Origin of the sequence: Kineococcus gynurae, from assembly GCF_042433995.1 — a bacterium.
Lineage (GTDB): Bacteria > Actinomycetota > Actinomycetes > Actinomycetales > Kineococcaceae > Kineococcus > Kineococcus gynurae.
This window is the reverse complement of the sequence record NZ_JBHLUI010000008.1, coordinates 56,898-76,250: the sequence shown is the minus strand read 5'-3', so window position 1 is coordinate 76,250 and position 19,353 is coordinate 56,898. Positions and strand designations below refer to the sequence as shown.

Here is a 19,353-nt window from a genome sequence, read left to right as displayed (position 1 = left end):
AGGGGGCCCGGCCCGGGCGCGGTTAGCCTGGCCCGGTGACCTCCCCCGCCTCCGGTGCCCTGCGCCTCCTGCGCAGCACCGTGACGGGCGGGGCGGTGGTCGCCCTCGCCTCCGGGGCGCACCTCGCCGGCGGGGGTCGCCTCCCCGGTCCCGTGGCCTGGCTCGCCCTGCTGGTGCTCGTCGCCTGCGCGAGCTTCACCCTCACCCGCCGACGGCTGGGCCGACGCTCCCTGCTGGCGGCGTTGACGGGTGGGCAGCTCGTGCTGCACACGCTCTTCACCGTCCTGGCCCCGGACGCGGTCCGGTTGGCGGCAGCCGGGCACCACCACGTGCTGGTGCTGCCCGACCCGGCCGCCGGAACCATGCCGCTCCTGCCGCTCCTGCCGGTCCCCGCCGGTGGCACCGACCTCGCCATGGCCGGGGCGCACGCGGCCGCCACCGTCGCGACCGCGCTGCTGCTGGCCCACGGCGAGGACGTGCTCTGGCGGACGTGGGCGTGGCTGCTCCCCCTCGTCCCGTCCTTCCGAGTCCTGACGCTGCCGGTTCCCGGGCGCCCCCGGAGCCGTCCGGTCGCGGCCGAACCCGCGCGACCCCGCGACGCCCACCCCGGCCGCCGGGCCCGGCGACGCGGGCCCCCGGTGGGGTGCCCCGCGGTCTGAGACCTCCAGGCGGAGGCCGGCCGCGGGTGACGTCCGCACCCCACCGCACCCTTCGAGGAAGTCCCATGTCCCGTTCCCTGCTGCGCCCCACCCTGTCCCGGCTGCGCCCCTTCGCGCTCGGCCTCGTCCTCGTGACCGGGGGCGTCATCGCCACCGCCACCCCCAGCTCCGCCCACGACCGGCTCGTCTCCTCCGACCCGACCGACGGGGCGAGCCTGGCCACGGCCCCCGACCGCGTCACCCTCACCTACAACAACGAGGTCCTCCAGGTCGGGAGCGAGATCGGCCTGAGCACGGCGGCCGGAGACCCGGTCCCCACCGACCCGGCGACCGTGGACGGCAAGACCGTCTCGGTGCCGTGGCCGGCCGGGCAGGGGGGCGGCGAGTACACCGTGGTCTGGCGCGTCGTCTCCAGCGACGGCCACCCGATCGACGGGACCCTGCGCTTCTCGGTCGCCGGCACGCCCACCACCTCGGCACCGGCCACCGCGAGCCCCGACCCGAGCGCCACGAGCGCCGCCCCGGGGGCCACCCCCGACAGCACGCCCGCCGCCGACGAGTCCGACGCGGCCGACGGGAGCGGCCCGTCCGGCCTGCTCGTCGGCGGCATCGTCGTCCTCGTGCTGCTGATCGTGGTCGGGGCCGTGGCCGTGGTCCGTCGCCGCTCGTCCTGACGCGGGCCGACGGGGGTGGCGGCCGCTGCCCCCACCCCCGTCGGGTCAGCGGTGGTCGGCGTGCAGGACCTCGTCGGCCGGGCCGAGACGGTCCGCGGCGGTCGCCGCCTGGTGCCAGTACGGGTACGCCAGGACGGGTCGGCTCACCCGTTCCAGCGCGGCGATCTCGTCCGCGCCCAGGCGGAGGTCGGCGGCGGCGAGGTTGTCGGCCAGCTGCTCCCCGGTGCGAGCACCGACGACCACCGAGGTGACGGTGGGCCGGGCCAGCAGCCAGGCCAGCGCGACCTGGGCCCCCGAGACGCCCCGGCCGTCGGCGATCTCCCGCAGGACGTCGATCGTCGCGAACAGCCGGTCGGGGAAGTTCAGGGGAGGCTCGTGCCAGTCCCCCAGGTGCCGCGACCCGCTCGGCCCCTGCACCCGTCCGTCCGCGCCGCGGGAGTACTTGCCCGAGAGCAGACCGCCGGCCAGCGGGCTCCAGACGAGGACCCCGAGCCCCTGGTCGGCCGCGACCGGCAGCAGCTCGTTCTCGGCGTCCCGGCTCTCCAGCGTGTAGTAGATCTGCTGGGCCACGGGCCGGACGAGGTGCTGTCGCTCGGCGGTCCCCAGGGTCTTCATGAGGTGCCAGGCCGAGAAGTTCGACACCCCGACGTAGCGGACCTTCCCGGCCCGCACGAGGTCGTCGAGCGCGGCTAGCGTCTCCTCGACCGGCGTCAGACCGTCCCACTCGTGCAGCTGGTAGAGGTCGACGTGGTCGGTGCGCAACCGGCGCAGGCTGGCCTCGCAGGCCCGGACGACGTGGTGACGGGAGAGCCCCGCGTCGTTGGCGCCGGGACCGGTGGGGAAGCGCACCTTGGTCGCGACGAGCCAGTCCTCGCGCCGGCCGGCGAGGACCTCGCCCAGGATCTCCTCGCTGACGCCGTCCGAGTAGGCGTCGGCGGTGTCGACGAGGGTGACCCCGGCGTCGCGGGCCTGGTCCAGCTGCCGACGGGCGTCGTCGACCTGGGTGGTCCCGAAGTGGGTGAACTTCCCGACGCCGCCGAACGTGGCGGTCCCCATCGTGATCGTCGAGACCTTGAGGCCGGACCGGCCGAGCTGTCGTTGCTCCATGGCGGCAGCCTGGCAGCCCGCCCCGTCCGTCTCCCGCGGGGGCCGGACTAGATCACGGTCCTCCGATGTTGGGACGGGTGAACGCTGCGCCGTCAGGGCGCAGCCCTCGCCTCGGGAGGATGAGGACGACGAGCACCCGCCAGCGCACCCGCCCGTCCCGCGCGGCCCGACCCGTCCCGGCCGCCGCGGTCCGCCACCTGCCCCGCCCCGCCGACGTGGAGCTGCCGTCCGGCCCGGTCCCGGAGAAGCTCCGCGCCACGGTGACGATTCCCGCGCTGCGGGCCACCGTCGCGGAGTGGCTGGCCGCGGCCGCCGACGGGACCGCCGAGCCGCGCTCCCTCGAGCTGCTCGCCGCGACGGCGCACGTGGACCTCCGGACCCTCGCGACCCTCCTGCGCCCCGGGGCCCGCGGTTCCGTCGAGGCCGGGATCGCGGCCCGGTTGCTGTGGGCGATGGGTGAACCCCTGCGACCCGATCTGTGCGTGGCCCTGGTCGCCGAGCTCGCCGCCGAGGAACGGGCGGCCTGACCGGGTGCCCGTGCCCCGTCAGCTCAGCATGCCCGGTTGCTGCGCGGGGTCGTCGCGGACGGCGCTCTCGAGCAACCGCCGGACGATCGCCCCGTCGGCCGGGGCGGGCACGGTGACCTCGCCGTCCTGCGCGTACGGCAGGACGTAGACGGGACGACCGTTCTCCGCCCGCCACGACTCGGCCAGCGACCCGCCCACGACGACGTCGTAACCGAGCGCGTCGAGGACGTCGGTCGCGGTGGCCAGGGCGGCCTGATCGTCGCCGAAGATCGGCAGGGCGCTGCGTCCCGGATCCCCCTGCGGCCGGGCGAGCGCGGCCAGCGCCACGAAGAAGATGGAGTTGAACGCCTTCACGACGCGGGCCCCGGCCAGGTGCTCCTGCACCAGGGTGCTCGTGGTCGTGCGGTGCTCGTCGAGCTCGGGGATGCTGCCGTCGCGGTCGGGGTAGTAGTTGTTCGTGTCCAGGACCACCTTGCCCACCAACGTTTCCACCGGCAGGTCCCGGTAGGCCCTGAACGGAACCGTCACGACGACGACGTCCCCCGCCTCCGCGGCCTCCTCCGCCGTGGCCGCCCGGGCCCGGTCACCGAGTTCGTCGATCAGCTCGGTGAGGGTCTCCGGGCCGCGCGAGTTCGCGATGACGACGTCGATCCCGGCGTCGAGGGCGAGCCGGGCCACCGTGCTCCCGATGTTGCCGGCGCCGATGATGCCGAGGGTCGTGACGGTCTGGTTCGCGGTGCTCATTCCGCCACGAGAACACCCCGCGCGGGGATGCGCACGATGGATCAGGCGGCTGCGGCGGACGCCGCCCGCAGGACGTCGGCGGGCATGGCGCGCTCCAGCTGCCAGGTGATGGCCATGGGGCGCTCGCCCCGGTGCTCGACGTAGCGCGCCGCCCCGAGGCAGGCGAACGGCTCCGTCCCGAACTCTCCCGTCGGCGCTCCCCGGGTGAACAGGACCACCGAGGAACCTTGCGCCTCGTGCTGCCGGTACCGCTCACCGGTCAAGGTCTCGGGCGCCGTGGCGTTCTGACTCTCCCAGTGGAACAACGTCGACGAGATCGCGTAGTCGCGGTACATCGTCGTGGGGCTGAACGCCCGCTCGTCCTTGACCAGGTTGATCAGCAGGGCGTCGGTCGCGGCCCCAGGGCACCAGGCCACACCTCCGACGTGGTTCGCCACCCCACGACCGAGGTTGCCGTAGTCCAGGGCGGCGAGGATCTCTTCTCGCCGGTAGGTGGCATGACTCAGCAGCGGGAAGGCGTCGAGGCGCCCACCCAGCGGTCGAGGGATGTGTCGGGCTCGATCGGCCGCCCCGGCCATCAGTTCGGTGATCTCGCGGGTGACCGCCGGATGGCGGCGCAGGTGGGTGAAACCGTCCTCGTAGGCCGTGAAACCCCCGCGGTTCGGCCAGAGCAGGAAGAACAGCATCCGGGCCAGGCGCCGGTCACGGTCGTCCAGCTCGTCGTAGGCCGGGGCGTCCGGCCCGGCGAGCCGGGCGTACACCCGCGCCCGGTCGGCGTCGTCGACGTGGACGAGGGCGGAGACCTTCTTCAGCAGCTGGTCCTCGTCGGGTCCGCCGGACGGCGTCGGGGCTCCGGCTTCCCGCAACAGGGGGATCCACCCTCCGTAGGTCCCCTTCTTGCGGTAGACGTCCCCGACCTCCCGACCCGCGGCGTCGAGGTAGTCCTGCAGGGTGGGGGCGGCACCGTCGACGACGTAGCTGCGGACGTCGGTGAGGAGCTCCCGCTTGGCCAACCGCAGCGAGCGACGGATGTTGTCGAGCACCCGGGCCCGGCTCACCGGGTCGAGCACGAGCTGGGACCCCGGCGGCAGGTAGGGGAATCCCGCTTCCACCTGGCGCTCGAGCTGCGTCCGCGAGGTTCCGGTCAAGGCCCGGTAGCGGACGTCGAAGCGGTACTCGGCGCGGTGCTGCCCGATGAAGTCGAGCACGATCAGCACCGCCTTGCCCGGCGCCCGCCGCAACCCACGGCCCAGCTGCTGCAGGAAGACGGTCGCGGACTGGGTGGGGCGCAGCAGGAGCAGGGTGTCGACATCCGGGACGTCCACCCCCTCGTTCAGCAGGTCGACCGCGAACAGGCACCGCACCTCGCCCGAGCGCAGGTCGTCGAACGCCCGCCGACGGTCGGCCGCCGGCGTGCTCCCGTGCACGGCCCGGGACGGGATCCCGGCCTCGGTGAACATCCGGGCCATGTACTCGGCGTGGTCCACCGACACGCAGAAGCCCAGCGCCCGCATGAGCGTCACGTCGGGGACCCGGTGCCGCAGTTGCTCCAGGATCAGGCGGGTCCGGGCGTCGTTGCCGGTGTAGACCGCCGAGAGCCCGGCGACGTCGTAGGCGCCGCGCTCGAAGGCCACCCGGGTGAGGTCGGTCTCGTCGTTCACCCCGAAGTAGTGGAACGGGCAGAGCAGGTCGGCCTCCAACGCCGTCCACAACCGGAGCTCGTGCGCGGTCCGGCCATCGAAGAACTCACGGACGTCGACGCCGTCGGTCCGTTCCGGGGTCGCGGTGAGGCCCAGCAACTCCCTCGGCCGCAGATGGTTCAGCACCCGTCGGTAGCTGCCCGCCTCGGCGTGGTGGAACTCGTCCACGACCACGACGTCGAAGCGGGTGGGACTCAGCTCTGCCAGGCGGCTCACGCTGAAGGACTGGACGCTGGCGAAGACGTGCCGCCACCGCGAGGCCCGCTGATCGCCCACGTGCAGCTCTCCGAACGACCCGTCCTTCAGCACCTCCCGGTAGGTGCGCAGGGCCTGTTCGAGGATCTCGCGCCGATGGGCCACGAACAGCAACGTGGGCGGTCCCCCCGCCGCCTCGGAGGTCTCGTCGCGCAGCCGGCGGTAGTCCAGCGCCGCGACGACCGTCTTCCCCGTCCCGGTGGCGGCGACGACGAGGTTGCGGTGCCGGTCGTGGACGACCCGTTCCCGCTCCAGCGCCTCGAGGATCTCCACCTGGTGCGGGCGTGGCTCGACGTCCAGCCCGGAGACGGGGACGACCAGGGTCGTGCGCGGCCCCCCACCTTGCTCGACCAGGGCCCGGTCGAGCTGGTCACCATCACGGTCGGGGTCGTAGTCGGTGAAGGCCCGGTCGTTCCAGTAGGTGTCGAACGTCGCCTCGAACTTCCGGACCAGCGTCGGGGTGCTCACGGCGGAGATCCGCACGTTCCACTCCAACCCGTCGACCAGCGCCGACCGGGACAGGTTGGAGCTGCCCACGTACCCGGTGTCGAAACCGGAGCCGCGCCGGAACAACCAGGCCTTCGCGTGCAGCTTGGTCGACTGCGCCTCGTAGCGAACCTTCACGCGCGCCCCGAAGCGGCGGACCAGCTCGTCCAGCGCACGTCGTTCCGTGGCTCCGCAGTAGGTCGTGGTGATGACCCGGAACGGGACGCCCCGCTCGGCCAGCTCCGTCAGCGGGGCCTCGATGACACTGAGGCCGTACCACCGGACGAAGGCGCACAGCAGGTCCACGCTGTCGGCGCTGGCCAGCTCCCCGCGCAGCTCGGAGCCGAGACCCGGTTCCCCGTGGCCGTTGGTCAGCAGGGACACCTCGGACAGGGGTGTCACCGGACGCGAGTGGGGCCAGTCCTGACCGAGCCCGTTGCGCCGTAGCGCCCGCACCTCCCGGACCGTCCCGGTGACGGCGCCGTCGACCAGGTCCTGGGTGTCCGCCCCCAGAGCGTCGAGCATCCGGTTGACGACCTCGGCGCGACGCGCGGGGTCGACGCCGCCGAGCACCCGACGGGTGGCGGCGGCGACGTGGCGGGCGAGCACGTCGGGGGCGGCGGCGCTCCCGACCTCGGCCAGCTCGGCCCGCAGTTCGGACCCGTCGAGGAGGGATGCGACGCGCCGGGTCAGCAATTCCTCGTAGGCCCCGGGCGGGAGAGCGTCGCTCACCCGGACCACCCTGGCACGACGGCCGGCCGTCGGGCGTCGACGCGCCGGCACCGGGTGGGAACCCGGGACATGACGAACAGGACCGACCTCGGGTGAGGTCGGCCCCGTCCGGGTGGAGCGGTTCAGCCCTTGACGGAACCCGCGGTCAGACCGCGGACGAAGTACCGCTGCAGGGAGAGGAACACCACGATCGGAAGAATCATCGTGAAGAACGCGCCGGCGGTGAGGAGCTGGTCGCCCTGGCCCTGCTGGCCGAGCAGCGAGATCAGCTCGATGGTCAGCGGCTGGTTCGGGCCGGGGCCGATGAAGATCAGGGCCACCAGCAGGTCGTTCCACACCCAGAGGAACTGGAAGATGGCGAACGAGGCCAGGGCCGGGGTCGACATCGGGATGATGAGCTTCCAGAACGCCTGGAAGTGCGAGGCGCCGTCGATCTTGGCCGACTCGATGACCTCCTTGGGCAGGGTGGCCATGTAGTTGCGGATCAGGTAGATGGCCAGCGCCATGCCGAAGCCGATGTGGGCCCCCCACACCGCGGCGAACTGCCCGTTCAGCCCGAACTGCCCGTAGATGTTGAGGATTGGCGCGAAGGCCACCTGGTTCGGCACCACGAGGAGAGCGACGATGAAGACCAGCAGGACGTTCTTGAGCGGGAACTCCATGAAGGTGAACGCGTAGGCCGCGAACGCCGCGATGAGGATCGGGATGACCGTCGCCGGGATGGTGATGGCCAGCGAGTTGACGAAGGCCTGGCCCATGTTCGTCTGCGCGAACATCTGCGAGTAGTTCTCGATGGTCAGCCGGCTCAGCTGCGAGGGGCTGGTGAAGATGCTCCACCACCCGCTGGAGACGGCGTCGGTCCGGTCGCGCAGCGAGGTCACGGCCAGCCCGAAGACCGGCAGGATCCAGCCGAGGCAGAGCAGCCCGATGACGATTCGCACCCAGATCGGCGCCGGCTTGCCGATGTCCTCCCCGTGCCCGCCGCCGCCCTTCTTCTTGCGGGGCAGCGCGGTCGTCTTGAGGTCCACGGTCGGCGCGCTCATCGGGAGGCCTCCTCAGCCCGGAACTGCTTGATCTGGTACAGCAGGAACGGCACGATGACGATCATCAGCATGACCACGATCGCCGCCGCGGTCCCGGCGTTCCGGCTGTTGTAGAGCTCCTGGTAGAAGTTCAGGGCGATGATGTTGGTCCCGAACCCGCCGTTGGTCGCCACGTAGACGATGTCGAACGTCTTCAGCACCCCGATGAGCACGGTGATGAAGACCGTGATGATCGTCGCCCGGATCTGCGGGATGACGATGCGGAAGAAGATCTTCCCCTCCCCCGCCCCGTCGATGCGGGCCGCCTCGAGGGTGTCGGTGGGGACGCCCTTGATGGCGGCCGAGAGCAGGACCATGGCGAACCCGGCCTGGGTCCAGATGAGGATGACCATGAGCAGGAAGCTGTTGAGCTTGAAGTCGCTCGTCTGCATCCACGGCACCGGGTCCCCGCCCAGGCCGACCCAGATCGCGTTGAGCAGACCGGTCTGGTTCTGGGTGGCCGGCTGCGCCCGGTAGATCAGCTGCCAGATGGCCCAGGACCCGACCGCGCTGATGGCCAGCGGGAGGAAGATGATCGTCTTGGAGATCTTCTCCCCGGTGGGACGCAACCGGTCGGCCAGCGTGGCGATGATCAGGCCGAAGACGATGGCGAAGGCCGGGACGATGATGATCCACAGCAGGGTGTTGACCAGCGTCTGCCGGAACCCGGGCGAGGTCAGCAGCGACGCGTAGTTGGCGAACCCGACCCAGGCCGTCGTGTCGCGGTTGGCGAAGGAGTTCACCACGGTCTGGAAGAACGGGTAGACGAGGTAGAACGCCAGGGCCGCGAAGGCCGGGAGGATGAAGACGTAGGGCTTGATGAACTCCTGCGGCTTGGTCGGCAGCAGTTCGGTGATCTTGTTGAGGATCCAGAAGAGGACCACGGCCCCGGCGACGCCGCCGACGACCGCGATGATGGCGTTGAGAATGGTGATGGTCACGGGACCTCCACGTCCGGTGGACCAGAGAACCTGGCTGCGGGGATGAGCGGCTGGCGTGCGGTCGAACCTGGGGGGCGCCTACTCGGCAGGAGCCCTACCCACCGGTGCCGGGCCCCGCACGGGGCCCGGCACCGGGATCACGTCGAGCGGGTCGGGGTCAGCTGGCGGGCCAGCTGGCCTCGATGTTGTCCAGCGCCTGCTGCTCGCTCTCCGAACCGGAGATCCAGGCGGTCATCTCCTTCCAGAAGGTCCCCGAGCCGACCTCGCCCGGCATCTGGTCGGAGCCATCGAAGACGAAGGAGGTGGAGTCGTAGGCGAAGCCGGCCATCTGGCGGGTCAGGTCGTTCGGGTAGAGCGACTGGTCGAAGTCGGTGCGCGGGGAGATGAACCCGTTGTCCTTGGCCCAGTCCTGACCGAAGTCGGCCGAGGCCATGTAGTTCATGATCTTGTCGACGTCCTCGGAGTCGTTGAACACCGAGGCGAGGTCACCGCCGCCGAGGACCGGCTTGTCGGCCTCGGTCAGACCCGGCATCGGGAAGACGCCCACGGTGGAGTCCAGGTTGGCCAGGACCTCGTCCGGGAACCCACCGCTGCGGGCGACGAAGTTGCCCTGCCGGTACATGTAGCAGGCCGGCGGGGTGTTGAACATCGGGTTGGCCGCGGTGGCGAAGTTGTTGCTGGCGATGGACTGACGGCCCCCGTTGACGTTGCCGTCGGTCAGCAGCAGGGTGCTCATGGTGTCGGCGGCCTGGACGACGGCCGGGTCGTTGAACGGGATCTCGTGGTCGACCCACTTCTTGTAGGTCTCGGCCCCGCTCTGGATGAGCAGCAGGTTCTCGATCCAGTCGGTGGCCGGCCAGCCGGTGGCCGACGCGGACTCGATGCCGAAGCACCACGGGGTGGTGCCGGTGCCCTTGATCTGGTTGGTGAGCTGCTCCAGGCCGTCCAGCGTGGTCGGCGCGGTGTACCCGGCCTGCTCGAACGGGGCCTTGGGGTAGAAGACGATCGACTTGATGTTGAGCGACATCGGGAGCGCGTACTGCTCCCCGTCGACCTGACCGGCTTCGACGATCCCGGGGACCATGGCGTCCAGGTTCGCCTTGTCGACGATGTCGGTGAGCGGGGTCAGGTCGTTCTGGAAGCTCTTCATCAGCCCCGGCTGCGGGAAGATCGCGATGTCGGGAGCGTTGTTGCCCTGGACGCGCGTCGAGATGACGGTGTTGAAGTCCGGGGTCGGTTCGAACTTGACGGTGATGCCCTCGGCGTCGGCGTACTTCTTGATCTCCGCCTGGAACTGGTCGGAGCTGGAGTCGGTGAAGCCGTACATGATCGTGACGGTGCCGTCGTCGGCACCGCCGCCACCGCCGCCCTCGCCGCCGGGCTGCGACAGGCAGCCGGTGGTCATGGTCGCGACGACGCCCAGGGCGACCGCTGCACCCAGACTCTTGGTGATCCGCATGTGGGGGCTCCTTGGGCCTCTGTGTCTGATTCATCCGCCGGACGGTCGCCCTAGACCGCCCCGCGGACACCTGAGGGCTGCTTCGCCCCCGCCGGGGAGAGTTTTGCCGCAAAGGTCTCAGAGGTCAACAACCGCGAAGGTCACAAGATGGTTGCGGCGTGCGCCACGTCGGAGCCCGTGTTGCGAAAGCTCCATGCTGGTGCTTCACACACTGACCTGACACCATGCGCACATGTCGACACCGCGGTCGGAGGAGGTCACCGGCACGGGTCGTGACGTCGCGGTCGAGCTGCTGCGCCACGGCCCGCTCTCGCGCACCCATCTCGCCCGTCGGCTCGGCCTCTCGGCCGGGAGCCTGACGCGGTTGTCCAAACCCCTGGTCGGCGCGGGGGTCGTCGTCGAGGGGCGGACGGTCACCGACCCGGGCACCCGTCGCCCGATGCGACCGTTGGACCTGGCCACCGACCGGCACCACTTCCTGGGCGTGAACATCGCCGCCGAGTCCGTCACCGCGGTCGTGACCGACCTGCGCACCACGGTCGGTGGCCGCCTGCAGGTGGCCACCGAGGATCCCTCCCCGGAATGGATCGTCGCGACCGTGGCCGAGCTGGTCGAGCAGCTGAGCGCGGGGACGACGGCCCAGGGCCTCGGGGTCTCCATCGGGGGGTACATGGACCCCGGCGGGGTGGTCCGCTTCGCGCGGTTCCTCGGCTGGGAACGTCCGCTGCCGCTGGGCCCACGGTTGTCCGCGGCCACGGGGTTGCCCGTGGTGCTGTCCAACGACCTGGCCGCCCTCACCCGGGCCGAGCACTGGTTCGGGGCGGGCCGCGGGCAGGGCGACTTCGCCGTCATCACGATCGGCGCCGGGGTCGGCTACGGCCTCGTGCTGCACGACCAGCTCGTGGAGAACTCCGACACCGCCCACCAGCTGCTCGGTCACCACCGTCTCGCTTTCGGTGGCCCCCGCTGCGTCGAGGGTCACCAGGGGTGCGCCACCGCTCTCCTCACCCAGCACGCCATGGCCGCGGCCGCGACCGTGGGTCTCGGCCGGACGGTGGAGTGGGAGGAACTCCTGCAGCTCGCCCGCGCCGACGACCCGGTCGCCGGGCGCGTCGTGGAGGAGGCCGCCGCCCACCTCGGCCATCTCGCCGCCGACGTCGCGAACTTCACCGGCGTCCGCCGCATCCTGCTGACCGGGGAGTCGATCGAGGTGGCGAACCTGGGGCGCGACGCACTCTTCGCCGCCCTGCGGGAGCACCGCGACCCGAACAGCAAACTGCCCGAGGTCGTCGTGCAACCGCACGACCGAGCCATCTGGGCCCGGGGGGCGGCCGGGGTCGCCGTGCAGCAGTGGGTCGAGGGCAGCGCCTGGCTCGGCGCACCCGCCTGACGCTGCGTCGGCCGGGCGGGAGGTCGACCTAGCGGGTCGTCAGCGAGGTCTGCAGCTGTTCCAGGACGAGTCGTGCGGCCGTCGGACCGGTGTTCAGGTAGAAGGGGTCGTCGTCGACCTCCACGGCCCGATCCGACTGCACCGCAGCCAGTCCGGACCACAGCGGCAGGGCCGTGAGCTCAGCCGCGTCACCCCCCTGCACCCCGAAGAAGATCCAGTCGCCGTCGGCGTCGCCGAGCTGCTCCGGGCTGAGATCCGTCGAGACGGAATCGGTGAAACGTTGGGACTCCGGGCGCGGCAACCGGGCGTCCTCCAGCACCGAGCCGGCGAACGAGGAGACACCGAAGATCCGCACCCGGTCGCCGTTGCGGCGCAGCAGGGACACCGAGGGAACCGTCGTGAGACCCGCCCCGAACGCGGCCGCGGCCTCCTGGTGATCGGCGAGGAGCGCACGCGCCTTCTGCCCCAGCCCCACGGCGTCCCCCATCAGCAACAGGTTCTGCTTCCAGTACAGACCCGTGGAGCGGGTGGCCACCGTGGGGGCGATCGCCGAGAGCGCGTCGAACAGTTCCCGGTCGTCCGGGCCGCTCGCGTTCACGAGGACCAGGTCGGGCGCGAGGGCCGCCACCGCCTCGAGGTTCGGTTCGGTGCGGAGCCCGAGGTCGGCCAGGGCGGCGAGGTCGGACGTCCGGTCGGCGAACTCCGAGGCGAGGTAGTCCGGGACGAGACCGGCCCCCTCCCCCGTCGTCGCCCCGGCCGGGACGAGACCGAGGGTCAGCAACGCGTCGAGCTGCCCCGTGGAGATGCCGGCGATCCGGGTGGGGGCCCGGTCCAGGGTCGTCTCCCCGAGCAGGTGGACCACGGTGCGGGGGAAGACCCCGTCCGCCTCGGTGCTCCCCCAGCCCTCGGGCAGCTCGCGCGGGGTGACCCAGGTCTGCGCCCCCGGCGCGGCCGTCGACGGGGTGGCCGACGCGGACGGGACGGCCGCGGTGCCCTCGCTGGCGGCGTCGTCCCCGCACCCGGCGATCAGGGTGGCGCACCCCCCGCCGAGCGCGAGCAGCAGACGGCGACGGGAGGGTCCGGGGGTGATCACGAGAGGTGAGCCTACCCTCAGTCCGAACCCTCCCGAACCCTCCCGAACCCGTCAGCGGGCGTGCAGGGTGACGACCCCCCAGGACAACGGGGGCAGCTCGACACGCAACCGGCCGTCGGCGAACTCCACCCCGGTGAGCGGTCGCAGCCCGACCGCGTCGTGCTGGTCCGCGTTCGTGGTGTGCCGGTCCTGGCCCTCGGCCGCGGCGAGGACCTCGGCGCTGCGCACGGCCGTCAGGCTCGCGAACCCCCGCAGGTCGACCGAGACGCCCGCCGACTCGGAGAGGTCGCGGTTGGCCACGAACAGGGCCAGGACCGAGTTCTCCTCGTCCCAGGTCGCCGCCGCGTCCACGATGTCGACGTCGCCGAACTGCGCGGTCTCGTACCGGTCGCTGCGGACCCCGACCTGCAGCACCTCCCCCACCGCCAGGTGACGCATCCGCTCGAACGGGTAGGCGATCGACTGCTTCCAGGCCGGGCCCCCGGGTTCGCTGCGCAGCAGGCCGATGACGTTGACGAGCTGGGCCTGGGCGCCGATGTGCACCCGGTCGGCGTGGCGCAGCAGCGAGTGCAGCAACGTGCCGACCACGACGGCGTCGGTGACGGAGTATTCGTCCTCGATGAGGCGGGGGGCGCGCTCGTCGGGTTCGGTCGGGTCCCAGGGTTCCGTCCCCGGCATGTGGTGCGGGCGCGACTGGTACCAGACGTTCCACTCATCGAAGGAGAGGTTGATCTTCTTGCTGTGCCGACCCCGCGCCCGCACGGCGTCGGCGGTCGCCACGACCGCCTCGATGAACAGGTCCATGTCGCGACCCGAGGCCAGGAAGCTCCCCGCGTCGCCGTCGTGCTCCTCGTAGTAGGCGTGCAGCGAGATGTAGTCCACGGTGTCGTAGGCGAGCTCGAGGACGGTGTCCTCCCACTGCCCGAAGGTCGGCATGGACCGCGAGGACGAGCCGACCGCGACCAGCTCGACGTCGGGGTCGATCAGCCGCATCGCCCGTCCCGTCTCCGCGGCCAGCCGTCCGTACTCGTGGGCGGTCTTGTGGCCGGTCTGCCACGGGCCGTCCAGCTCGTTACCCAGGCACCAGAGCTTGATGTCGAACGGGTCCTTCGACCCGTGGGCGACGCGCAGGTCGGAGAACTTCGACCCGGACGCGTGGTTGCTGTACTCGAGGAGGTTGCAGGCGTCCTGCAGACCGCGGGTCCCGAGGTTGACCGCCATCATCGGTTCGACCCCGGCCGCCCGCGCCCAGGTGCTGAACTCGGCGAGCCCGAACTGGTTGGTCTCGGTGGTCCGCCAGGCCCGGTCCAGGCGCCGGGGCCGCTGGTCCTTCGGCCCCACCGAGTCCTCCCACTCGAACCCGGAGACGAAGTTCCCCCCGGGGTAGCGGACGACGGTCGGGCCCAGTTCCTTGACGAGTTCCAGCACGTCACCGCGCAGTCCGTCGGCGTCGGCGCTCGGGTGCCCGGGTTCGTAGATCCCCGTGTAGACGCAGCGGCCCATGTGCTCCACGAAGGAACCGAAGAGACGCCGCGGCACCGGGGCCACGGTGAAGGCGGGATCGAGGGTCAGGCGTGCGGTGCGCACAGGGTTCCTTCCGGTCGGTTCGGGTCGGGCTGCTGGGGGGCTCGCGGCGTCACTGACCACCGAGGCCGGTGGTCGCCACGCCGCGGATGATCTGACGCTGGAAGAGCATGAACACGATGATCAAGGGTAGTCCGGCCAGCAGCGCGGAGGCCATGACCTGCGCGTAGCGCACACCGAAACTGGACTGCACCTGGACCAGCCCGACGGGCAGGGTCATGAGGTCGGGGTTGGAGGTGATGATGAAGGGCCAGAGGAAGTTGTTCCAGGCGCCGATGAACACGAAGATCGCCACGGCGGCGAGGATCGACCGCGACAGGGGCAGCACGATCTGGACGAAGATGCGCAACGCGCCGGCGCCGTCCACCCGGGCCGCCTCCTCCAGCTCCCTGGGGATGCCGTCGAAGAACGCCTTGAGGATGAACACCATGGCAGGCACCGCGACCTGGGGGAGGATGATCCCCCAGTAGGTGTCCGCCAACCCCATGGCCACCACCTCCCGGTAGAGCGGGACCACCAGGATCTGCGGCGGGACCATGATGCCGACCACGGTCAGGGCGAACAGCAGACCGCGGCCGCGGAACGTGCAGCGGCTGAACCCGTAGGCGGCCAGGGCGCTCACCGCGACGGTGAGGACGGTGACCACCACGGCCACGACCGTGGAGTTCACGAACCAGGTGAGCAGGTCGCCACCGGAGAGCACCGACGTGTACCCGTCGGCGGTGAACCCGGACTCCGGCACCGCTTCCAACGGTACGGCGGTCGTCTCGGCCTCGGCGGTGAACGACGTCTTGAGCGCCCACAGCAGCGGCGTCAGCCAGAGCAGGGCCACCGCGAGCAGCACGGCGACGACCGCGGCCCGCACGGGGACGGAGACGTGACGGACCCGGCCGGAACCCGCGGGGCGCGCCGCGGGACGCGACGGGGTCAGGGTGGAACCGGTCGTGCTCATGCGACGCTCCTCGCCCGACGACGGGTCAGCCAGAACTGCCCGAGGGAGACGGCCACGACCAGGGCGAAGAACACGTAGGAGATCGCTGAGGCGTACCCGAGACGGTAGTTGACGAAGCCCGTGTCGTAGACGTACTGCAGCACGGGGGCGGCGGCCTGACCCGGACCGCCCGACCCGCCGAACAGGATGTAGGCCTGGTCGAAGAGTTTGAGGGACGAGAGGATCTGCAGGACCACCACCAGCGCGGTGGTCGGCGCGAGCAGCGGCAGCGTGATCGAGACCGCGCGACGCCAGCCGCCGGCCCCGTCGATGGCGGCCGCCTCGTACACGGTCGCCGGGATCGCCTGCAGCGCGGCCAGGTACAGCAGGAAGTTGAACCCGACCGTCCACCAGACGGTGATGAGCACCACGGAGAGCAGGGCCACCGACTCGCTGGACAACCAGCCCACCGCCGGGAGGCCCACCGCCGTGAGGGCCTGGTTCAGGAAACCGAAGTCCCCCTGCATCAACCAGTTCCAGATCAGCACGACGGTCGAGACCGGCAGCAGGTACGGCGCGAAGATCGTGAACCGCCAGAACCACTGACCTCGCACCCCGGTGTGCACCAGGACCGCCGTCACCAGGGCCACCAGCACGAGCGGCACCGTGGACAGGACGGTGAAGAGCAGGGTGTGGCCCAGCGTGGTCCACACCATCGCGTCCCCGAACAGCTCGGCGTAGTTGTCCAGCCCGGCCCACCGGGTCGGGGCCCCGACCAGGCTCACCTGCTGGAAGCTCATGCCGAACCCCCAGCCCACCGGGACCAGGGTGAACAGGGCGTAGAACACCAGGAACGGGACGACGAACAGGAAACCCCCGGAGGCCGGACGCCGTCGCGGGGGCGGGGCGGGTTCGGCGGGGGTCGGGACGGGGACGGCGGCGGGGGCTGGAGCGGACACGGGGGACCTCGTCTCAGACGGGACTGGGGATCGCGAGCTGGTCGTCGAGCCAGTCGACGAGGGCGCCCGCGGCCTGCTCGGGCGTCTGCACGCGGGTGGCGACCGAGAGGTTGAGCTGGGCGCCGTAGGACATGAGCTGGGACCCCGAACCGGAGAAGTAGGCGTCCGGGTCGAACTGCACGAACTCCGCGACCCCGCGGTAGTTCGACTGCGGCTTCAGCGCCAGGTACTCGGAGGAGTCGACGACGGCGGCGAGGGCCGGGATGTGACCCCCCTCGGCCCAGACCACGCTGCTGCGCAGCATGGCCGCGACCATGTCGTACACCGCGGAACGCACGGCGGGGTCCACGTCGGCGCGGCGGGGCAGGACGAAGGAGTGCGCATCGGCCCGGACCACCGGTTCGGTGCCGAAGAGGGCGGGGAAGGGGACCATGGTGAAGGGGATCCCGGCGGTCTCGGCGGTGATGACCTCCCAGTCACCCAGCACGAGCATCCCGGCCTGCTCCGAGGCGAACACCGCCGGGGCCGCCGGTCCGTCCAGCGTGGCCGAGCAGATGGTCCCGTCGGTCATGTCCCGGATCACGGCGAAGGCGCGGGTCAGGGCCTCCCGGTCCACCTCGGCCGGTCCGCCCGGGGGCAGCACGAACTCCGCCCCCTGCTGCCGGTACAGGGTCCACAGGAGCATCCACCCGGCCAGGCCGTCGGCGGCCGACCAGCTGATGCCGGTGGACCCGGTCACCTCGGCCAACCGCCGCCCGGCGTCGAGGAACGCCTCGGGCGAACCGATCGGCAGCAGTTCCCCGTCGCCGTCGAGCAGGCCGGCCCGGTCGCACAGATCGGTGTTCAGGTAGAGCACCTGCGGGTGGGTGTCGAGGGGGACGGCGAAGAGTTCCCCGTCGACCGACGCCTGCTCCCACACCGCAGCCGGGAACTGCTCCCGCGTGATCCCCCGGGCGGCCAGCTCGTCCTGGTCGAACGGGTCCAGCAGATGGGCCGCGAAGGGTTTCAACCGGGACAGGTGCAGGGTCGCGAGGTCCGGTCCCCGTCCACCGGCGCAGGCCATCGCGAGTTTGGTGTAGTAGGGCGAACCCCAGGCCAGGGTCGTGGCCGTGACGTCCACGTCCGGGGCCTCGGAGCGGAACGCGTCCACCAGGGCGACCATCCGGCCGCCGTCACCCCCGGTGAAGAAGTTCCAGTAGGCCAGCGGCACCGCGGAACCCCCGGCCGTGGGGGTGGCGCAGGCGCCGAGCGCACCCACGCCGAGCGTGGCGGCACCGGCGCCGAGTCCGGCGAGCACGCCCCGCCGGGAGGGTCGGACCAGGGTCATCGTCGAGCCCCTTTCAACGTTGCACGTTTTCAACGTTGGAAGGATCCTGGACCCGTCCGGGCTCCCCGTCAAGGCGTGCGATGCTGACGATCGTGACGATCTCCGAGCGCCCGCGGCGGGCCACGACGCTGCGCGACGTCGCCGAGGCCGCCGGCGTGTCGATCAAGACGGTGTCGAACGTGGTCAACGACCACCCGCACGTGCGCCCGGAACTGCGCCGGCGGGTCCAGGACCTGATCACCGAGCTCGACTACCGTCCCTCGGCCAGCGGCCGGCAGCTGCGGCAGGGACGGACCGGGGCCGTCGCCGTCGCCCTGCCCAACGTCACCAGCCCGTTCTACGGCGAGCTGACCTCGACCCTGGTCCGCTCGGCCCGGGCCCGCGGCCTCACCGTCCTCGTCGAGCAGACCGACGGCGAGGTGGACCGCGAGCGCGAGGTGAGCCGGGGTTTCCCCGTCCGCTCCGTGGACGGCATGATCTTCGCGCCGCTGTCGATCCCCACCGGCGAGCTCGCCTCGCGCCGGGACACCACCCCGGCCGTGCTGCTCGGCGAGAACGGCGAGGGCGCCGGGCTGGACCGCGTCACCCTGGACTCGGTGGCCGTGGGCGACCTGGCGACCCGGCACCTGATCGACCTGGGACGTCGGCGCATCGCCTTCCTGGGCGACAAGACGGCGCCGGCCGACCGCTCCCCCGTGGTGGAGCAACGCGTGGCCGGGTACCGCAAGGCACTGCGCCGCGCCCGGATCCGCTTCGACCCCGCGCTCCTGCAGGTGACCCCGGAGTGGGAGCGCGGGCACGGTGACGACGGCCTCCGGGCCCTGCTGGCCCGGTGCCCGGACGTAGACGCGGTGTTCGCCGCGAACGACCTGCTCGCGCTCGGTGCGCTGCACGCGCTGCGCCGTCTCGGCCGTCGGGTCCCCGAGGACGTCGCCGTCGTCGGGGTGGACGACGTGGAGGAGGCCCGGTTCTGCGCCCCGACGCTGAGCACCGTCGGCCTCGACCGCGGCGCCATGGCCGAGCTCGCCTTCGACCTGCTCGGCGACCGGTTGGCGGGTTACGACGGCCCGCCCCGCCTGGTCACCGCGGCCCACGCCCTCGTGGTCCGGGAGTCGACGGGTCCGGCCGGGACCGTCCCGACGTCGTCAGATTGAGCACGAGCAGCGCGAGCACCGACCCCGAGGTGCCGAGCACCATGTCCCCCAGGGTGTCCTCGTAGGCGGTCTCGATCTCCGTCCCGTGCCGGATGAACGTCCACCACTCCCCGATCTCCCAGAGCAGGGCCAGCAGCGCCCCCGCCCCGACGACGGCCGCCGCCCGTGCCCACCGCGGGCGCAGGGCGCCGGCCCCGACCACCAGACCGAGGCCCGTGAGGAGCAGGAACCAGTTCAGCAGGTGCAGCAGGTCGTCCCACCACACCACGCGGTCGTAGAGGTCCAGTGTGTTCCCGCTGACGTCCAGCAGGAACGGCACCATCACCAGGGTGAAACCCGCCCAGGGCACGACCGCCCGGCCCCGGGTGCGCAACCACCACAGGGCCGGGACGAGCAGCATGAGCAGCGGGTAGAAGACGAGCCGGGCCCCGAAGGCCTTGCCCGAGAACTGGGGCAGGTCGCTCGTGGTGGCCAGGACCAGCTGGGCCAGCGTGGCCACCAGCACGAGGACCGGTGCCGCCACCGCCCGGGACGTGGCTCGGGGCACCG

The 19,353-nt window shown here is 71.7% G+C and carries 17 protein-coding genes; 5 read left to right on the top strand and 12 right to left on the bottom strand.

All coding sequences use genetic code 11. The features are described 5' to 3' along the window. Positions 1 to 35: 35 nt before the first annotated feature. Both ACFFKU_RS06705 and ACFFKU_RS06700 read left to right on the top strand, forming a co-directional pair. Complete coding sequence (locus ACFFKU_RS06705) at positions 36 to 659, top strand: hypothetical protein (protein ID WP_380136682.1); 624 nt, start codon at positions 36 to 38, stop codon at positions 657 to 659. A gap of 65 nt (positions 660 to 724) precedes the next feature. Then, the gene (locus tag ACFFKU_RS06700) at positions 725 to 1,333 is read left to right on the top strand and encodes a copper resistance CopC family protein (RefSeq protein WP_380136680.1); all 609 of its coding nucleotides are present in this window, start codon (positions 725 to 727) and stop codon (positions 1,331 to 1,333) included. 45 nt (positions 1,334 to 1,378) lie between these two features. On the opposite strand, the gene ACFFKU_RS06695 is transcribed toward ACFFKU_RS06700, so the two are convergent. Further along, a complete protein-coding gene (locus ACFFKU_RS06695; protein WP_380136678.1) occupies positions 1,379 to 2,440 on the bottom strand; it encodes an aldo/keto reductase in 1,062 nt (353 codons plus the stop codon). A gap of 119 nt (positions 2,441 to 2,559) precedes the next feature. Between ACFFKU_RS06695 and ACFFKU_RS06690 the strand changes: the two genes are divergently transcribed. Further along, on the top strand, positions 2,560 to 2,967 hold the full coding sequence (locus ACFFKU_RS06690; RefSeq protein WP_380136676.1) for a hypothetical protein: 408 nt from the start codon (positions 2,560 to 2,562) through the stop codon (positions 2,965 to 2,967). A gap of 18 nt (positions 2,968 to 2,985) precedes the next feature. On the opposite strand, the gene ACFFKU_RS06685 is transcribed toward ACFFKU_RS06690, so the two are convergent. From ACFFKU_RS06685 to ACFFKU_RS06665, 5 genes are all read right to left on the bottom strand, one after another. Then, on the bottom strand, positions 2,986 to 3,711 hold the full coding sequence (locus tag ACFFKU_RS06685) for an NADPH-dependent F420 reductase (protein WP_380136674.1): 726 nt from the start codon (positions 3,709 to 3,711) through the stop codon (positions 2,986 to 2,988). 41 nt (positions 3,712 to 3,752) lie between these two features. Next, positions 3,753 to 6,884: a DUF3427 domain-containing protein gene (locus tag ACFFKU_RS06680; RefSeq protein ID WP_380136673.1), complete on the bottom strand. Its 3,132-nt coding sequence runs from the start codon at positions 6,882 to 6,884 to the stop codon at positions 3,753 to 3,755. 122 nt (positions 6,885 to 7,006) lie between these two features. Beyond that, positions 7,007 to 7,927 carry a carbohydrate ABC transporter permease gene (locus ACFFKU_RS06675; protein WP_380136672.1) on the bottom strand — a complete coding sequence of 307 codons (921 nt, stop codon included), beginning with the start codon at positions 7,925 to 7,927 and terminating at the stop codon, positions 7,007 to 7,009. After that, the gene (locus tag ACFFKU_RS06670; RefSeq protein WP_380136671.1) at positions 7,924 to 8,907 is read right to left on the bottom strand and encodes a carbohydrate ABC transporter permease; all 984 of its coding nucleotides are present in this window, start codon (positions 8,905 to 8,907) and stop codon (positions 7,924 to 7,926) included. The genes ACFFKU_RS06675 and ACFFKU_RS06670 overlap by 4 nt, the downstream gene beginning before the upstream one ends. A 157-nt stretch (positions 8,908 to 9,064) precedes the next feature. Beyond that, a complete protein-coding gene (locus ACFFKU_RS06665) occupies positions 9,065 to 10,366 on the bottom strand; it encodes an ABC transporter substrate-binding protein (protein ID WP_380136670.1) in 1,302 nt (433 codons plus the stop codon). Between the two features lie 232 nt (positions 10,367 to 10,598). On the opposite strand from ACFFKU_RS06665, the gene ACFFKU_RS06660 reads away from it, so the two are divergent. Then, the gene (locus ACFFKU_RS06660; protein ID WP_380136668.1) at positions 10,599 to 11,756 is read left to right on the top strand and encodes an ROK family protein; all 1,158 of its coding nucleotides are present in this window, start codon (positions 10,599 to 10,601) and stop codon (positions 11,754 to 11,756) included. A gap of 28 nt (positions 11,757 to 11,784) precedes the next feature. On the opposite strand, the gene ACFFKU_RS06655 is transcribed toward ACFFKU_RS06660, so the two are convergent. Genes ACFFKU_RS06655 through ACFFKU_RS06635 form a run of 5 tightly spaced genes read right to left on the bottom strand, consistent with a single transcriptional unit; the run spans position 11,785 to position 17,650 of the window. After that, entirely contained in the window at positions 11,785 to 12,849 is a 1,065-nt protein-coding gene (locus tag ACFFKU_RS06655; RefSeq protein WP_380136666.1) for an ABC transporter substrate-binding protein, read from the bottom strand. Positions 12,850 to 12,900: 51 nt separating this feature from the next. Further along, entirely contained in the window at positions 12,901 to 14,436 is a 1,536-nt protein-coding gene (gene arfA / locus ACFFKU_RS06650) for an arabinosylfuranosidase ArfA (RefSeq protein ID WP_380136665.1), read from the bottom strand. Between the two features lie 49 nt (positions 14,437 to 14,485). Next, complete coding sequence (locus ACFFKU_RS06645; protein WP_380136663.1) at positions 14,486 to 15,385, bottom strand: carbohydrate ABC transporter permease; 900 nt, start codon at positions 15,383 to 15,385, stop codon at positions 14,486 to 14,488. Further along, complete coding sequence (locus ACFFKU_RS06640; RefSeq protein WP_380136662.1) at positions 15,382 to 16,323, bottom strand: carbohydrate ABC transporter permease; 942 nt, start codon at positions 16,321 to 16,323, stop codon at positions 15,382 to 15,384. Before ACFFKU_RS06640 ends, ACFFKU_RS06645 begins: the two co-directional genes overlap by 4 nt. 13 nt (positions 16,324 to 16,336) lie before the next feature. Continuing rightward, positions 16,337 to 17,650 (bottom strand): ABC transporter substrate-binding protein, encoded by a 1,314-nt coding sequence (locus ACFFKU_RS06635; RefSeq protein ID WP_380136661.1) that lies wholly within the window; start codon positions 17,648 to 17,650, stop codon positions 16,337 to 16,339. 92 nt (positions 17,651 to 17,742) lie between these two features. Here ACFFKU_RS06635 and ACFFKU_RS06630 point away from each other — a divergent pair, with 92 nt between their 5' ends. Next, positions 17,743 to 18,804 (top strand): LacI family DNA-binding transcriptional regulator, encoded by a 1,062-nt coding sequence (locus ACFFKU_RS06630; RefSeq protein ID WP_380136660.1) that lies wholly within the window; start codon positions 17,743 to 17,745, stop codon positions 18,802 to 18,804. On the opposite strand, the gene ACFFKU_RS06625 is transcribed toward ACFFKU_RS06630, so the two are convergent. Further along, on the bottom strand, positions 18,731 to 19,351 hold the full coding sequence (locus ACFFKU_RS06625) for a DUF2238 domain-containing protein (RefSeq protein ID WP_380136658.1): 621 nt from the start codon (positions 19,349 to 19,351) through the stop codon (positions 18,731 to 18,733). The two genes, ACFFKU_RS06630 and ACFFKU_RS06625, sit on opposite strands and share 74 nt — an antisense overlap. Positions 19,352 to 19,353 lie beyond the last annotated feature (2 nt).

What these genes read in the sequence shown, in the direction of transcription:
- ACFFKU_RS06685 (WP_380136674.1), bottom strand. Translation starts at nt 3,711, where the DNA reads ATGAGCACCGCGAACCAGACCGTCACGACCCTCGGCATCATCGGCGCC.
- ACFFKU_RS06635 (WP_380136661.1), bottom strand. Translation starts at nt 17,650, where the DNA reads ATGACCCTGGTCCGACCCTCCCGGCGGGGCGTGCTCGCCGGACTCGGC.
- ACFFKU_RS06660 (WP_380136668.1), top strand. Translation starts at nt 10,599, where the DNA reads ATGTCGACACCGCGGTCGGAGGAGGTCACCGGCACGGGTCGTGACGTC.
- ACFFKU_RS06700 (WP_380136680.1), top strand. Translation starts at nt 725, where the DNA reads ATGTCCCGTTCCCTGCTGCGCCCCACCCTGTCCCGGCTGCGCCCCTTC.
- ACFFKU_RS06665 (WP_380136670.1), bottom strand. Translation starts at nt 10,366, where the DNA reads ATGCGGATCACCAAGAGTCTGGGTGCAGCGGTCGCCCTGGGCGTCGTC.
- ACFFKU_RS06690 (WP_380136676.1), top strand. Translation starts at nt 2,560, where the DNA reads ATGAGGACGACGAGCACCCGCCAGCGCACCCGCCCGTCCCGCGCGGCC.
- ACFFKU_RS06695 (WP_380136678.1), bottom strand. Translation starts at nt 2,440, where the DNA reads ATGGAGCAACGACAGCTCGGCCGGTCCGGCCTCAAGGTCTCGACGATC.
- ACFFKU_RS06675 (WP_380136672.1), bottom strand. Translation starts at nt 7,927, where the DNA reads ATGAGCGCGCCGACCGTGGACCTCAAGACGACCGCGCTGCCCCGCAAG.
- ACFFKU_RS06645 (WP_380136663.1), bottom strand. Translation starts at nt 15,385, where the DNA reads ATGAGCACGACCGGTTCCACCCTGACCCCGTCGCGTCCCGCGGCGCGC.